This is a genomic window from Pseudomonas sp. ANT_H12B (genome assembly GCF_008369325.1).
Classification (GTDB): domain Bacteria; phylum Pseudomonadota; class Gammaproteobacteria; order Pseudomonadales; family Pseudomonadaceae; genus Aquipseudomonas.
This window is the reverse complement of the sequence record NZ_VOBI01000032.1, coordinates 22,201-36,632: the sequence shown is the minus strand read 5'-3', so window position 1 is coordinate 36,632 and position 14,432 is coordinate 22,201. Positions and strand designations below refer to the sequence as shown.

At 59.5% G+C, this 14,432-nt stretch carries 11 protein-coding genes, 1 tRNA gene and 1 pseudogene; 6 read left to right on the top strand and 7 right to left on the bottom strand.

Translation table 11 applies throughout. The features are described 5' to 3' along the window. The first annotated feature begins 91 nt into the window (after positions 1-91). Positions 92-280: a hypothetical protein gene (locus FQ185_RS29035; RefSeq protein WP_149420437.1), complete on the top strand. Its 189-nt coding sequence runs from the start codon at positions 92-94 to the stop codon at positions 278-280. A gap of 105 nt (positions 281-385) precedes the next feature. Here FQ185_RS29035 and phaP read toward each other — a convergent pair whose 3' ends face one another. Further along, positions 386-955, bottom strand: a complete 570-nt coding sequence (gene phaP / locus FQ185_RS29030; RefSeq protein WP_149420436.1) for a TIGR01841 family phasin — start codon at positions 953-955, stop codon at positions 386-388. A gap of 255 nt (positions 956-1,210) precedes the next feature. Between phaP and FQ185_RS29025 the strand changes: the two genes are divergently transcribed. Beyond that, positions 1,211-3,691, top strand: a complete 2,481-nt coding sequence (locus FQ185_RS29025) for a DUF3141 domain-containing protein (protein WP_149420435.1) — start codon at positions 1,211-1,213, stop codon at positions 3,689-3,691. A gap of 58 nt (positions 3,692-3,749) precedes the next feature. On the opposite strand, the gene FQ185_RS29020 is transcribed toward FQ185_RS29025, so the two are convergent. After that, positions 3,750-4,754 carry an AraC family transcriptional regulator gene (locus FQ185_RS29020; RefSeq protein WP_149420434.1) on the bottom strand — a complete coding sequence of 335 codons (1,005 nt, stop codon included), beginning with the start codon at positions 4,752-4,754 and terminating at the stop codon, positions 3,750-3,752. A 257-nt stretch (positions 4,755-5,011) separates the two neighbouring features. Here FQ185_RS29020 and phbB point away from each other — a divergent pair, with 257 nt between their 5' ends. The 3 genes from phbB (at position 5,012) to phaC (ending at position 8,796) form a co-directional block, all read left to right on the top strand. After that, a complete protein-coding gene (gene phbB, locus FQ185_RS29015) occupies positions 5,012-5,758 on the top strand; it encodes an acetoacetyl-CoA reductase (RefSeq protein WP_149420433.1) in 747 nt (248 codons plus the stop codon). A gap of 57 nt (positions 5,759-5,815) precedes the next feature. Then, positions 5,816-6,994, top strand: coding sequence for an acetyl-CoA C-acetyltransferase (locus tag FQ185_RS29010; RefSeq protein ID WP_149420432.1), 1,179 nt, complete (start codon positions 5,816-5,818; stop codon positions 6,992-6,994). Positions 6,995-7,092: 98 nt separating this feature from the next. Further along, positions 7,093-8,796: a class I poly(R)-hydroxyalkanoic acid synthase gene (gene phaC, locus FQ185_RS29005; RefSeq protein ID WP_149420431.1), complete on the top strand. Its 1,704-nt coding sequence runs from the start codon at positions 7,093-7,095 to the stop codon at positions 8,794-8,796. Positions 8,797-8,923: 127 nt separating this feature from the next. Here the strand turns inward: phaC and FQ185_RS29000 are convergent, their stop codons facing one another. Next, a complete protein-coding gene (locus FQ185_RS29000; protein WP_149420430.1) occupies positions 8,924-9,286 on the bottom strand; it encodes a DUF6124 family protein in 363 nt (120 codons plus the stop codon). 536 nt (positions 9,287-9,822) lie between these two features. Here FQ185_RS29000 and FQ185_RS30790 point away from each other — a divergent pair. Beyond that, a pseudogene (locus tag FQ185_RS30790) lies at positions 9,823-10,005 on the top strand (RES domain-containing protein); the annotation flags it as partial. 9 nt (positions 10,006-10,014) lie between these two features. On the opposite strand, the gene FQ185_RS28990 reads toward FQ185_RS30790, so the two are convergent. The 4 genes from FQ185_RS28990 to fdhE form a co-directional block, all read right to left on the bottom strand. After that, positions 10,015-10,110, bottom strand: a tRNA-Sec gene (locus FQ185_RS28990). Positions 10,111-10,116: 6 nt separating this feature from the next. Next, positions 10,117-12,024 carry a selenocysteine-specific translation elongation factor gene (selB, locus tag FQ185_RS28985; protein WP_149420429.1) on the bottom strand — a complete coding sequence of 636 codons (1,908 nt, stop codon included), beginning with the start codon at positions 12,022-12,024 and terminating at the stop codon, positions 10,117-10,119. Further along, on the bottom strand, positions 12,021-13,451 hold the full coding sequence (selA, locus tag FQ185_RS28980; protein ID WP_149420428.1) for an L-seryl-tRNA(Sec) selenium transferase: 1,431 nt from the start codon (positions 13,449-13,451) through the stop codon (positions 12,021-12,023). Before selA ends, selB begins: the two co-directional genes overlap by 4 nt. 50 nt (positions 13,452-13,501) lie before the next feature. Continuing rightward, on the bottom strand, positions 13,502-14,428 hold the full coding sequence (gene fdhE / locus FQ185_RS28975; protein ID WP_149420427.1) for a formate dehydrogenase accessory protein FdhE: 927 nt from the start codon (positions 14,426-14,428) through the stop codon (positions 13,502-13,504). Between the last annotated feature and the right edge of the window lie 4 nt (positions 14,429-14,432).

Here is a 14,432-nt window from a genome sequence, read left to right as displayed (position 1 = left end):
GCCATGCGCCGCAATTCAATGTCGATGAAGCCGATCCGGTTCTGGACGCGCCTCGTGCGTCGGGCGCAGCGTTGTAATGGATCGTTCGCGAATGCAGCAGCACCTGTCGGCCGCAGAACCCGCGCCGCTGCAAGCTGAACCCTATTACCAGCCTAGCGGCGACGAGGTGGCGAATTACCTGCCAGCGGTATTCGGCGCGCGGCAATATGCCTTGCTGCACAGACCTGAACTGTTGCCTGGCGTGCTGTTGGACTGGATCAAACGATTGGTGTCAGCGTGAACCGAGATCGAATCGGCATCGCACTCGCCAAGGCATTTCGCGGCACAAAAAAAATGGCGATGGGGAATAAACCCATCGCCATTGGTGTAACGGTACTGATTTGACTTACTTGTTACCGTTGGTTGCCTTGGCGCTTGCTTGCGGCGCAGCTTTTGCGGCGGCGGCAGTGGCTGCTTCGAAATTGCTTTGAGCGGCTTCGGAAGCCTGTTTCACGGCTTTCTGTGCGCTTTCAAATGCTGTACCGGCATTTGCCAGGCCCGACTTGAACGCTGCTACAACTGGCTCGGAACCGGCCGGTGCATTCTTGCTGATCGTTTCAACGAACTCTTGTACTTGCTGGGTGCCCGCTTCGACTTGACTCGAGGTCAATTTGGCGATGTCCGATTGAGTACCCACAATCAGTGCTTGAACCTGACGATTGAACTCGGCCAGACGTTCGGTTTGCGCGCTCGGCTGAGTGAAAGAAGCCTGGAGTTCGGCGAAGCCTTGTGGATCACGGACGGCCAACAGCTTGCGAACGCCTTCGAAGTGCTCTTCGGTGGAGTCGCGCAGTGCCTTGAACTGCAATTGGCTCAGCTGTTCAACGCTGGCGAAGACTTTGCCGCTGATTTGCTGCAAAAGATCGAGGTTGGCTTTCTGAGCGGTTTGCAGGTTTTCCGAATTGAAAAAAGACATGCTTGAATCTCCTGGTACTGGAAGGCCCTGATGGGCCTGAGGACGCGATAGCGATCCGGCCAGTCATCGCGTTAGCCTTAATATTGCAGCGCACAAAACAATTTGGCAATGCCTATTTTTGTGCGGTGCAAAATAAACGTTGCTCAAGCCCTCCTTATTCGCTGTAGACTCCTGCTCATCGAACGGCCAGGCTGGTTCTCTATAACTAAAGGGTTCAGAAGGGCCGATCCCCATGCACAGCGTCAGGAGATCAAGATGGGTCAGGAAGAAAATATTGCGATGCAAGATGAAGAGCGTTGCGAACCCGCCGGCTTGTTCGAACACCTGAATCATCTGCAGCGTCTCAATACCCGTAACGTTCTCGATGCCGTGCAAAAGCGCCAGGCAAAAACCTTCGCACCTTTAAGCCTTGGGCAACTCAGACAACCAACGGCTGCTGACTGGCAGGAATACTTCACGGACTTCGGCCAACGCAGTGTGCTGTTCTGGGACACCTTGCGTCAGCGTGGCGACAACACGCTGGCCCACGAACGCGCCGGGTACCCGCTGCTGCTCAAGTTCAATCATGAAGTCCTGATCGACGGCGCGGACCTGCGCCGCCCGGTCAATTACTCGCTGCTGCAGATCCTCGCGGGCCCCGGTCAACAGATCGACCGTAAAAAGCAGCCGGTGATCATCATCGACCCACGCGGTGGCCACGGCTCGGGCATCGGTGGTTTCAAACAGGATTCGGTCATCGGCGAAAGCCTGAGAGCCGGCCACCCCACCTATTTCATCTCGTTCAGCCACTCGCCACGCCCAGGGCAAACCCTCGCCGATATCGTTGAAGCCCAGGCCCGATTCATCGAAGTCGTCAGCGAGCGGCATCCCGACAGCGCCAAACCCGTGGCGATCGGCAACTGCCAGGCAGGTTGGGCGCTGATGGGCCTGGCCGCCACGCGGCCGGAGTTGCCGGGGCTGATCATCGTCAACGGCGCGCCGTTGTCGTACTGGGCCGGGGTCAATGGGCGCAATCCGATGCGCTACACCGGTGGTTTGCTGGGCGGTGGCTGGATGGCGCGTCTCGGTAGCGACCTCGGTAATGACCGTTTCGACGGGACCTGGCTGGTCAGTAACTTCGAGAGCCTGGACCCGGCCAACAGCTGGTGGGGCAAGTACTACCACCTGTTCAGTGAAGTCGACAGCGAGGCCGTACGTTTTCTGGATTTCGAACGCTGGTGGGGCAGCCCGACCCTGCTCAACGGCGAAGAGATCGAGATGATTGTCGACGACCTGTTCATCGGCAATCAGCTGTCCGGCGGCCTCGGGCGCAAGAGCAGCGGGCTCGACCTCAAACGTATCGAAGTGCCGGTGGTGGTGTTCTGCTCGTACGGCGACAACATCACCTCCCCGCAACAGGCGCTGGACTGGATCACCGACGTGTATCCCAGTGATCTCGCGCTGCAAAATGCCGGTCGCACCATCGTTTACTTGCGGCACGCCAGCATCGGCCATCTGGGCATTTTCGTTTCCGGCGAAGTAGCCCGACGCGAGCACCGCCAATTACTCGGCGCGGTCGACGCGATCAATGCCCTGCCAGCCGGGCTGTACGAAATGCTGATTGATGATCTGCCGGAAAATTCAGCGACGCCGTACGCCGTGAGTTTTGAGCCGCGGCGCATTGCCGACATCCATGGCGATGTCCATCCGCCGCGCGATGACGATCAAGAATTCGCGCTGGTCGAGCGTGCTTCCGCCATCAACAACAATCTTTACGATGGCTTCGTACGCCCGTGGTTGCGCCCGTTGATCAATGAACCGAGCGCTGAACTGATGCGCAAGGCCCACCCTTTCCATCAGCAGCAAGTGATGTGGAACAGTTTGAATCCGGCGTTGTGGTGGTTGGCAGAAAGCGCCGCCCAAGTGAACAAGGATCGTCACCCCGCCAGCCAGAACAACCCATTGCTGGCATGGCAGGCATTGTTTTCCAATCAGGTGCAGGACGCTTTGAACGGTTACCGAGATCTGCGTGATGCCGCCCAGGAGATGTGTTTCTACGGCGTGTATGGCGCACTCAATAGCCTGACCGGCAATGCATCCCGGCGAAATCTGCAGGAACATGCCGAACAGCACGACAAGGTCTTGATCGAACGCCTGCAGGATGTCCTGCCCCTTGGCGGTTTGATGGAAGCGTTGATACGCATCCTGTTCCTGCTGGGCCGCGACAGCGACGAGCCGGGCAAGGAAAGCGTCGAGAAACTGATCCTGCAACTGCAGGTGCTGCTCCAGGATTACAGTGCCGAACCACTTGATCTGCGTGAAGCCCTGCGCCAGCAAAAACTGCTGGTGGCCACCCACCCGCGAGAAAGCCTGCACAGCCTGCCCTTGATGCTGGTTGAAGTTGAAGAGCGCCAACAAGTGCTGGCGGCTGTCGCCAATTTGCTGCCGGAACTGCTGACCAGCGGCGCAGACAACCCATTCTGGTGTGAGCTGCACACGCTGCTCGACGTCCCGTTGCCAGGTTTCAGCCTGACCCAACCACCCGGTGAGGCCGATGTCATCGAGGAGAAAGTCCCGGCGATAACCCCAGAGCCAATCAAGCAGAAAGTCCCGCCAGTAACGCCCAAGCCAACATCCGCCAAGCCGATCGAGCAAAAAGTCGCTGTCGTGCTCCCTGAGCCCATTGCCAAGGTTGTGAGCCCCGTGCGCAAACCTGCGAAGGGCAAGAAAGGCGTAAAAAAACCTCCGGTGAAATAACGTTGAACGCCGAGGAAATCCCGCGTCACACCGGCGCGGCTTCCTCGATTTCAAACGATTAATCGGACCGGTACTGACCAGGCGTCATGCCAAACCAGCGGGAGCAGGCTTTGTTGAAGCTGCTGTGGTCATGAAAACCAAGCAGATAGGCCACATGCTTCATGTTGAAATGAGAATGGCGCAGATAAAAATCGGCCAGTTGCCGCCGAACCGCGTTTTGCACATCCGTGAATTGCGTTCCTTCTTTCTCCAGTGCGCGTTGCAGTGTTCGCTTGCTGATGTTCAATGCAGCGGCAATCGATTCCATATCGCACTGCCCTTGGCCCTGACTCAAGCGCTCGGTAATCAGCGCCCGAATCCTGCCGACAATGGAAAAGCCGAACAGCAGATCCAGTTGTGCCTCGGCAAAGCTGTCATGCAGCACCGCCAACGCCTCGTTGGCCATGCTCAGCGGTCGCAGAATTTCCTGTCCGTCAAACAGAATGCTGTCATAGGCCGAACCGAAATGCAGGTCGCAACCAAACAGTCGTTCATGTTCGGACGTGTCCTGCGGTTTGGGATAGCTGAATTCCACACTCAGGGGCTGCGGTAACTTGCCGTCGCCCAGCCAACGACAGAAGCCGAGCAAAGAAGCCAACCCTGCATCGGCATATTGACGGGGTTTGATAGAGCCGGACTGTTGATGATCGAGCGATGCCAATCGGTAGTGCTGCTGCTCCGGGACAAAAAACAGACTGAACCCGGTGCCGATCAACGGGCTGAAACGCACCAGGCGCTCAAGCGCCCGCTTCAGGTTAAGGCTAGACATCATGGTGTAACCGACAATCTGAAAACTGCCGGGATGAAAATGCCCGTAGGCTTTCAAGCCGATATCCGGATCCCTGCTGGCTTGCGCGGACAGCTGCCACAATCGATAGATCACCCTTCGCTCGCACAGCGCTCCTGGCGTGTTCGCGATCTGCATTTCCAGTCCAGCCTCCTGGCAGAGGTTGGCGACATCCAGTCCTTCCGCCGACAGCGTATTGACCAGTACGTTGGCATAGCCTGAACTCATTCTGTACATGACGTCCTCATTGACCTGTGGAACCCAACGTCCTGTCTGGAGCCATAACTGATCTGCGGTAAATCAAATATTAACTGGCGGTTCAATTCCGAATATTGATCCTGGTATAGATATTCATCATTTTTCGCCAGTGATCCGAAAAGAACTCCATGGCACCGTTGGACACCAGACAGTCACCTCTCAACACTTCCGCACGCCCCCGCAATACCGAACAATCCCCCCATCTTGCAACGCAAAAGAAAAAAAGGAAGTCGTCTATGAAGTCGCTTGGTCGTATTGCGTTGGTAACGGGTGGTATGGGTGGGATTGGTACTGCGATAAGCCAGCGGCTGTACAAGGAAGGATTCAAGGTAATTGTGGGTTGTAGCGCTGATTCCGCCCGCAAGAACGAGTGGATCGCCACTCAGTTGGCGGCGGGTTACCAGTTCGAGTGCATTTACGGCGACATCACCGATTGGGAATCGACCCGCAAGGCGTTCGAGATGGCACGTGAGCAATTCGGCCCGATCGATGTGCTGATCAACAATGCCGGGATCACGCGGGATGCTTCCTTTCGCAAACTGACTCCCGAAGACTGGAACGCGGTGATCGGCACCAACCTGACTGGCGTGTTCAACACCACCAAACAGGTGATTGAAGGCATGTTGGCCAAAGGCTGGGGTCGGGTCATCAACATCTCCTCGATCAACGGTCAGCGCGGCCAGTTCGGCCAGACCAACTACAGCGCGGCCAAAGCCGGTATCCATGGCTTCACCATGGCACTGGCCCGGGAAGTGTCCGGCAAGGGCGTGACCGTCAACACCGTCTCCCCGGGCTACATCCAGACCAGCATGACCGCGGCAATCCGCCCGGACATTCTCGACACCATGATCGCGGCCACACCGGTCGGGCGTCTTGGCCAACCCGAAGAAATCGCCTCCATCGTGGCGTGGCTGGCCTCCGATGAATCGGGCTACAGCACCGGTGCCGACTTCTCGGTCAACGGCGGCATGAACATGCAATAGGCCTGTCGGGGCATGGACGCCCCGCTTCTGCTCGACACAATCTTAATGAGGTCATGCATGAACGAAGTCGTAATCGTTGCCGCTACGCGTACCGCCATCGGCAGTTTCCAGGGTGCCTTGTCTGCGATTCCAGCCACCGAACTGGGCGCGGCGGTCATCCGTCAGCTGCTGGAACAGACAGGCCTCGACGGGGCCCAGATCGATGAAGTGATCCTCGGCCAGGTGCTCACCGCAGGTTCTGGGCAAAACCCGGCACGCCAGACCGCAATCAAGGCCGGCCTGCCCCATACCACCCCTGCCCTGACCCTGAACAAGGTATGCGGCTCCGGTCTCAAGGCTGTCCAGCTCGCCTTCCAGGCGATCCGCTGTGGCGACGCCGAACTGATTATTGCCGGCGGTCAGGAAAACATGAGCCTGGCACCATACGTTCTGCCCAAGGCACGCACCGGTCTGCGTCTGGGCCATGCGCAACTGCAAGACAGCGTGATTCAGGATGGCTTGTGGGACGCCTTCAACGACTACCACATGGGCATCACCGCGGAAAATCTGGCGGAGCAGTACAGCCTCAGTCGCGAAGATCAGGACGCCTTCGCCGCGGCCTCGCAACAAAAAGCCGCCGCGGCCATCGAGGCGGGTTACTTCAAGCGTGAAATCACCCCGATCCTGATTCCACAACGCAAGGGTGATCCGCTGGTGTTCGACACCGACGAACAGCCTCGTCCGGACAGCACGCTGCAGGCATTGGGCAATCTCAAACCCGCATTCCAGAAAAACGGCAGCGTGACCGCCGGCAACTCGTCGACACTCAACGACGGCGCCGCCGTGCTGTTGCTGGCCAGCGCTGCCAAGGCACTGGTCCTCGGTTTACCGGTGCTGGCGCGCATCAAGGCTTACGCGAGCGCCGGTGTGGACCCATCGATCATGGGCATCGGCCCGGTGCCGGCCACTCGCCTGGCATTGACTAAAGCCGGCTGGAGCCTGGATGACCTCGACCTGATCGAAGCCAATGAAGCGTTCGCCGCACAATCACTGGCGGTTGGCAAGGAACTGGGCTGGGACACCAGCAAGGTCAACGTCAACGGCGGTGCGATTGCCCTGGGTCATCCGATCGGTGCATCGGGTGCGCGGATTCTGGTGTCGTTGGTGCACGAGTTGATTCGTCGCGATGGCAAGAAAGGCCTGGCCACGTTGTGCATCGGTGGCGGCCAAGGCGTCAGCCTGGTCATCGAGCGATAGAAGAAACACAGGACTGCTTGCTTGACTGCTAACGCGGCGCCGAAGTCCGGCGCCGCGCTTTTTTTCTGCTCGGTTTACTGATGTGGGCAAGGAGTTCCATGGACAACAACGCGCATACCTTCAACACTTTCTGGTCAGGCCAGGTCCCGTTCATTGCCTCCTTTGCAGTGCAACAATTACGTCTCTGGGTCAGCACCAATCCGTGGTTCACGGGGCAGCAATACAATGAGTGGTTTGACCTGCCACGCGATACCCTCGACAGCCTGCAATCGGACTATCAACAGCAATGGGGTGAACTCGGCCAGCGTCTGCTGACCGGTCAGCCGTTCAGCTTCGAAGATCGACGTTTTGCCAGCGGAAACTGGAGCCAGCCTCTGTTTGGTTCCCTCGCGGCGTTTTACCTGCTTAACGCAGGCTTTCTCCTGAAACTGCTCGACCAGCTGCCGATCAAGGACAAAAAACCACGCCAGCGTCTGCTGTACCTCGTGGAACAAGCGATTGCCGCTGGCGCGCCGAGCAACTTCCTGGCCAGCAACCCCGATGCCCTGCAACGTGTGGTCGATACCCAAGGGAGCAGCCTCCTGACCGGCATGTTGCACCTGGCCAGCGACCTGCAGGAAGGCAAGATGCGCCAGTGCGACAGCGGTGCCTTCAAGGTCGGCGTCGATCTGGCGAACACGCCCGGCGAAGTGGTTTTCGAGAACGAACTCTTTCAACTGATTCAGTACTACCCGCAAAGTGAAACCCAGTATCAGCGCCCGGTATTCGTCGTACCGCCGTCGATCAACAAGTACTACATCCTCGATCTGCGCCCGGACAACTCGATGGTCCGCCACCTGTTGCAACAGGGCCATCCGGTGTTTCTGATGTCGTGGCGTAACTTTGATCAGGAACACGCCGGCACCACTTGGGATGACCTGATCGAGACCGGCATCATCATAGGTTTGCAGGTGACTCGTGAGATCAGCGGTGAGCAACGCCCCAATTGCGTAGGTTTCTGTATCGGCGGCACGCTATTGAGCTCGGCGCTGGCCGTCCTTGCTGCGCGTGGTGATAAAGAAATCGCCAGCGTGAGCCTGCTGACCACCTTCCTCGACTACCTCGACACCGGTCCCATCGACATCTTCGTCGACGAGCAACTGGTGGCCTACCGCGAGCGCACCATCGGCGGCGTGAATGGCCCCATCGGCCTGTTCAAGGGCGAAGACATGGGCAATACCTTCTCGCTCCTGCGCCCCAACGACTTGTGGTGGAACTACAACGTCGACAAATACCTCAAGGGCCAGAAACCCAACGCCCTCGACCTGCTGTTCTGGAACAACGACAGCACCAACCTTCCAGGCCCGATGTACTGCTGGTACCTGCGCCACACCTATCTGCAGAACGACCTGAAATCCGGCGAGCTGGACTGCTGCGGGGTCAAGCTGGACCTGCGCGCCATCGATGCTCCAGCGTACATCCTCGCCACCCACGACGATCACATCGTGCCGTGGAGAAGTGCTTACGCCAGCACCGAGTTGCTCAGCGGGACCAAGCGTTTTGTGTTGGGAGCCTCGGGGCATATCGCCGGGGTGATCAACCCGCCCGCCAAGGAAAAACGCCACTACTGGACCAACAATCGGGTCACCAAAGACCCCGAAACCTGGTTCAAGAATGCCCAGCAGCATTCGGGCAGCTGGTGGAATGACTGGTTTGTCTGGCTGGCTGAACAGGCCGGCGAACGCCAGCCTTCGGTGCTGCACACCGGTAATGCCCAATACCCGGCGATTGAGTCGGCACCTGGGCGTTATGTGATGCAGTGACCAACAGGCCCATGCGATAACAGCGCGAAAACACTCGCGCTCCGACTCTGTAGCAGCTGTCGAGCCCGCGAAGCTTGACGGCTGCAGAGCCTAACGGGCGCAAGCACCCTCGCCACAGAGGCAGTGGCTACTTAGATGAATCGATTTGATCCAGCACTCGGTTCGCCGTGATCTCCGCCAGCATGACGTTGTTCGAAATGCCCAGCAGGGCATTGCGCGACCCACCGTCCAGAAGATCCACCAACTGGTGAACCATTACATCGACCGAGGCCAGCGTCTCGACCAGATAAACCACCAAGGTTTCGGTAGTGGCCTGCGGGTCGACGGCAAACAGGGAGCTGGGCGTACGCGGCGTGGCTTTGATGTCGGCAGTCGACGGGAAATGGAAGTCGAGGGCGCGCTCGGCGGCCTCGTCGTGCTTTTTTTGATCGGGGCTTTCGAACTGCGATGTCGGATCTACGTCCGGGGGATTCGGTGTTGGTTTGACCATAGATGAAACTCCGATGCTGCTTAAAAGAAGCCATCACCTTCTCGCTACCAAACGGAGGGTGGCGGCCATACGAAGGTTGGTAGACCGGGCATCGGAACCGGCGCCCCCGAAGGAGCCCTGCGCATGGCCACCATAAAACGCAGCCCTAAGAAGGGCCGAACAAGGTGACGCTATGCGTCGATGCTGAGGGTCTACCAAACCCCATCACTGTTTTTCAGCGACCGGAAAACGATAGAGCCCAGGCACCAGGCGCACAAGCCGGCGGATTCTTACGCACCTGTAGGCAACGACGCAAGGTGTTGTAGCCTTCGCGAAGTAACACTGAGTGTCGTTAAACACGCGATCTAAAATGTGTGGATTTGGCTTAAGCCCAAGTCCCACAAGTGCCGTCAAAAATCAAAAAATCGAGGATTTGCCCCACATGTTTTTCGGGTTGGTCGTCGGAAGTGCAACGTTTAATGTGGTCGCTCCAGTCAGGCGAGAGAGATTAGAGCGCCTGACGCCCGGCAGGCTTGGTTTCATGCAGTAAGGACGGAGTGCTGGACTCGAATTTCATCAAGGTTGTTCAGCCCGAAGATGTGCCGAACCCGAATTGGCTCATCCCGTCTGCGGTTACCCGTCATTCATGGAATCTGTTGGTGAGCTGTGACCTGGCCGCGGATCAATTCAAACTTGTTTCTCAGGAACGCTTTGGGCTCGATGCCCGGTTGCTCAAGTGAAAGGGAAAATGGCGGAAGGCAGCCGGAGTCGAACCTGCCCGGGAACGGATGCCGTCCCCAACCGGGTTTGAAGCCCGGCCGCGCCACCGGGCGCGATTGCCTTCCTTGAAGTCAGTTATCTGTTCGTTGGGCCAGGGCGTTGTCGAGACGGAGATGGCGCTTGTCGCCAAACCGTCGGGTCAAACCAAGCCGGTCGAAGTATTCGAGAATCTGGATACTGCGCTTGCGACCGAGGCCCACCGCATCGCGAAACGCCGAGACCTGAATCACCGGGTTCTGCGCGGCCAGTTGCACAAGCATAGCCGCCAACCGGCGCACTATCGCATCGGTGTAAAACAGGTCACGGACGACTTGATGCAGTAATCCCAACCTCGCCATTTTGCGCAGCAGCATGCGCACCGCCACTTCATCATGGCCGAGGTCGCGCACCCACGGCGGATTGAAACCCGCTTGCTCGAACAATGGCTGCAACTGTTGCCATAACATTTCGTCGTCTTCGCTCAACCGCACCTGATGGTCAGGCAAATGCAACCACGGCCCGCTGGCAGTGATGGCGCCACTGGCGAGTAATTCGTCGAGCAGGCTGATAAACGTCGCCCGGTCCAGTGATGTGCCGGTGAAGCGACGCAGCCGATCACGGTCCGGGCCCATTTGGTCCGGTTCAAGTTGATGGAAGCGGGCGAGGTGTTCCAGTACCGGTGCCTTCAGCGCCTCCCATCGGGCAGCGCTGAACAACAGCGGACCTTGGCGGGTGTCGATCAAGCGCACATCATCCGGCAAAACCCAGGTACTGCGCGGACGGTTGAACTGACGCTCCAGACGCTGCGGATCGAGCCCGGTGTCGCTGTTGGCCAATAACGCAGGCAGGACCGCTTCCAACTCGTTGCTTGAGGCCAGCGCCTGCAGTTGCGCCAAGCGCTCGGGACTGCGGCGTTGTCGGGTTGGTGCGAACGGGTCAAGCACCCGACCACCGCCGAGCGTGCGTTGGGCGCTCTGATCACGCAGGATCAAGGGGTCGCCCTTCACCGCGTACACCGGCGCATTCAGCAGGATCTGCGCGAGCCTGTGCTCACCCGGTGCGAGGCTGGTCCCCTCCAGCAACGCGACCCGCCCGGTCACATCCTGAGTACCCAAGTGCACATGCACGGGCTGAAAGTGCTCGAAGGCCTTGGGTTCGCTGGCCAATAACTGCATCTCGATATCCAGGCGCTGGGTCGGCGCATACAGCCACTCGGCCAGCAACCAGTGGCCACGGTGAATCTGCTCCAGGGCCAGGCGCTCGGCGCTCAGGTTCAACGCGACTCGCTGGCCGGCAAACGCGGTGTCTGCGGCCTGATTTTGCGCATGCAAACCCCGCACGCGAACGGGTTTTCCCTGCGGGCCGAGCAGCAGCGTATCGCCCACCGCAACCTGCCCTGACAACGCCGTGCCGGTCACCACGATGCCGGCACCAGCGACACTGAAAGCGCGATCGATGGCCAGGCGAAAGCCGCCGCGGGTGCTGCGTTGCAGGACTTGTTTTTGTGCGTCGAGCAAGGCTTGGCGCAGCGTTTCGATGCCCTCCCCGGTCACACTCGACAGCGCGATCTGCGGCGCGCCGGCATACGGCCCGGGAGCCAGCAAGGTTTCGATCTGTTCGCGGACAGCCTGCACTCGGGTTCCATCAACCCGATCGCATTTAGTGATCGCAACCAATGCCCGCGGGATTCCCAACAGTTCAACGATGGCCAGATGTTCGCGAGTCTGCGGCATGACACCGTCGTCCGCGGCCACCACCAACAATGCCAGATCAATGCCCTGTGCCCCGGCGAGCATGTTGTGGGTGAAACGCTCGTGACCGGGCACGTCGATAAAACCCGTCAGGCTGGCGCCCGGTTCCAGGGCCGCATAGATATAGCCCAGGTCGATGGTCATGCCGCGTTGGCGTTCTTCCCGACGACGATCGCCGGCCTGGCCGGTCAAGGCCTGGAGCAATGAAGTCTTGCCGTGATCGATATGCCCTGCGGTACCGACAATCACCCTTCCCGGCCCTCCTCCTGCAATTGATCGAGTTGAGCCAGCCACGCCGGCTCGTCGTCCAGTTGCCGCAAATCCAGCCACAACGCATCGTCATCGATACGCCCAAGTACGGGAATCGGCAAGGCTCGCAACGCCGCTTCCAAACCATGCAGGCGTCTTCCGCGAAGACGTTTGGAGGTTTGCGGGCGCAGGCACAATGCGCCACTTGGCAAACGTGCCACCGGTTGGCTGCCGCTGCCGATCATGCCGAGCGACGGTACCGCGCTGACGCTCCAGCCGTCACCCAACACCGTGGCCAGCGACGGTTGCAGGCGTTGCGCTTGAGCGAGGATATCGGCCTGCGCCCGGGTGAGCAGGCGCAAACTCGGAAGACGTTCGGCCAGCCGATCAGGATCGCGGTACAGGCCCAACACCGCTTCGAGCGCAGCCAGGGTCAGTTTGTCGACTCGTAGCGCACGCTTGAGGGGGTTCTTCTTGATCCGCGCAATCAGGTCTTTGCGGCCGACAATCAACCCGGCTTGCGGACCACCGAGCAACTTGTCGCCGCTGAAGGTGACGATGTCCGCGCCATCGAGCAACGCCTGGCGCACCGTCGGTTCGGCGGGCAAGCCCCAGCGCGTCAGGTCCAGCAGGCTGCCGCTGCCAAGGTCTTCGAGCAGCGGTAGTCCGTGTTTATGAGCGAGTTGCGCCAACTCGGCGGTCGGTACCCGAGCGGTGAAACCTTCGATGTTGTAGTTGCTCGCGTGCACGCGCATGACCAAGCCGCTACGCGGACCGATGGCCGCTTCGTAATCGCGGGCATGGGTGCGATTGGTGGTACCCACTTCGTGCAGCCTGACTCCGGCTCGCGCCATGATGTCGGGAATGCGAAAAGCGCCGCCGATTTCGATCAGTTCACCGCGCGAAATGATGCCTTCCTTGCGCGCGCCCAGGCTGTTGAGCGTCAGCAACACGGCGGCCGCGTTGTTGTTGACCACCGTTACCGCTTCAGCGCCAGTCAACTCACGGATCAGGCCTTCGATCAAATCATCACGGTCGCCCCGTTTGCCACTTCGCAGATCGAATTCGAGATTGAGCGGATAACGGGCGGCCATTTGCACGGCTTCGATGGCTTCCTGCGGCAACAACGCCCGCCCCAGATTGGTGTGCAGCACCGTGCCGGTGAGATTGAACACTCGCCGGACGTGGCTGCGATGCTGGATGGCCAGACGCTCGCCGGCCCTGCCCGCCAATACCTCGGGCGCGACTTCAAGCGCATCGAGTTGCCCTGAAAGCACCGGTTCGCGCAAGTCATCGAGTAATTGCCGCAGGCTGGTCAGCAGTGCGTCACGGCCATAACGCTCGGCCAGCGGTTGGCAGGCAGGATGGCGCAGCAAACTGTCGATGGAGGGCAGCCGCAAGGGTTGGCTGGCGGATCGGGTGGACATCAGGCGCTCCCGCAAACGTTGACCGTCGCGCCTGAGTGTAGCCGGTGTGCTTAATCGCCTCCGGGGGACAGCAGAAGATTCGGCGCCGGGCGCTGGTAGTTTTCCTGTTCCAGGCGCATGTCCAGCATCAGGCTGGTCAGGTCCGCTGAAAGCGCTTCGGCCTCGGCGTCGTTTTCCAGATAGAGCAATTTCAGGTAACTGCGGCAACCGGGGCAGACTTCCGCGCGCAACGGGGCCTGATTGGCGGCGTGGCGGTCGTCATCGAGGCTGACGTATTCAAGGCCTTTGCTCTGCTCGCAGTACACGCATTTGACCCGCACTACGTGCCATTCGCAGGCACACAGCGAGCAGACCAGATAACGCAAGCCGTTGTATTTGCCGCGATGGCGAATCACCCCGGCCATGGCCGGTGAACCACAGGCCGGGCATTGGCTGAGGCTGTCGCCGGGTTTGAGTTGCAGGTTGGGCGTGTTCAGCAACCAGTGGCTCCAGGCTGCCTGCATTGCAGCACCGAGAAACGGCACCAATGCGGCTGGCAGCAGCGCGAACTGGCCGCTGACCAACGCGATCGCCCAGGCCTTGAGTTGTCCGCTATTGGCGCTGCGCAAGGTGGTCACTGCTTTCTCGACTGCCGGTTGCGGCGGTGGGTGATATCGCTGCAACAAGGCGTCGAGGTACGGCAACCAAGCGTCTTCGCGCACCAGACTGTCGGCAGCGAACGGTGGCAAGCCGTGTTGCTGGCAGACTTTCAGTCGCTCGGGATCGGGCAAAGTCGTCATTGGCGGATCGTCCATCAGGCTTTGCTGGACATGACAAAGGCCTGCAATCAATCGCAGGTAGTCAGCCAGCGGATGCCCTTCGACCAGGCGTTCCAGCCTTAGCGCCCGTAACTCGAACACATTGCTCGGCGGCAAGTGCAGAAACGGCGGTGAACTCGCCGCCGCTTCAATCTCTCCAGGCTCAAGAATCGTCGCCAAGGGG

What these genes read in the sequence shown, in the direction of transcription:
- FQ185_RS29035 (WP_149420437.1), top strand. Translation starts at nt 92, where the DNA reads ATGCAGCAGCACCTGTCGGCCGCAGAACCCGCGCCGCTGCAAGCTGAA.
- phaP (WP_149420436.1), bottom strand. Translation starts at nt 955, where the DNA reads ATGTCTTTTTTCAATTCGGAAAACCTGCAAACCGCTCAGAAAGCCAAC.
- FQ185_RS29025 (WP_149420435.1), top strand. Translation starts at nt 1,211, where the DNA reads ATGGGTCAGGAAGAAAATATTGCGATGCAAGATGAAGAGCGTTGCGAA.
- FQ185_RS29020 (WP_149420434.1), bottom strand. Translation starts at nt 4,754, where the DNA reads ATGTACAGAATGAGTTCAGGCTATGCCAACGTACTGGTCAATACGCTG.
- phbB (WP_149420433.1), top strand. Translation starts at nt 5,012, where the DNA reads ATGAAGTCGCTTGGTCGTATTGCGTTGGTAACGGGTGGTATGGGTGGG.
- FQ185_RS29010 (WP_149420432.1), top strand. Translation starts at nt 5,816, where the DNA reads ATGAACGAAGTCGTAATCGTTGCCGCTACGCGTACCGCCATCGGCAGT.
- phaC (WP_149420431.1), top strand. Translation starts at nt 7,093, where the DNA reads ATGGACAACAACGCGCATACCTTCAACACTTTCTGGTCAGGCCAGGTC.
- FQ185_RS29000 (WP_149420430.1), bottom strand. Translation starts at nt 9,286, where the DNA reads ATGGTCAAACCAACACCGAATCCCCCGGACGTAGATCCGACATCGCAG.
- selA (WP_149420428.1), bottom strand. Translation starts at nt 13,451, where the DNA reads ATGTCCACCCGATCCGCCAGCCAACCCTTGCGGCTGCCCTCCATCGAC.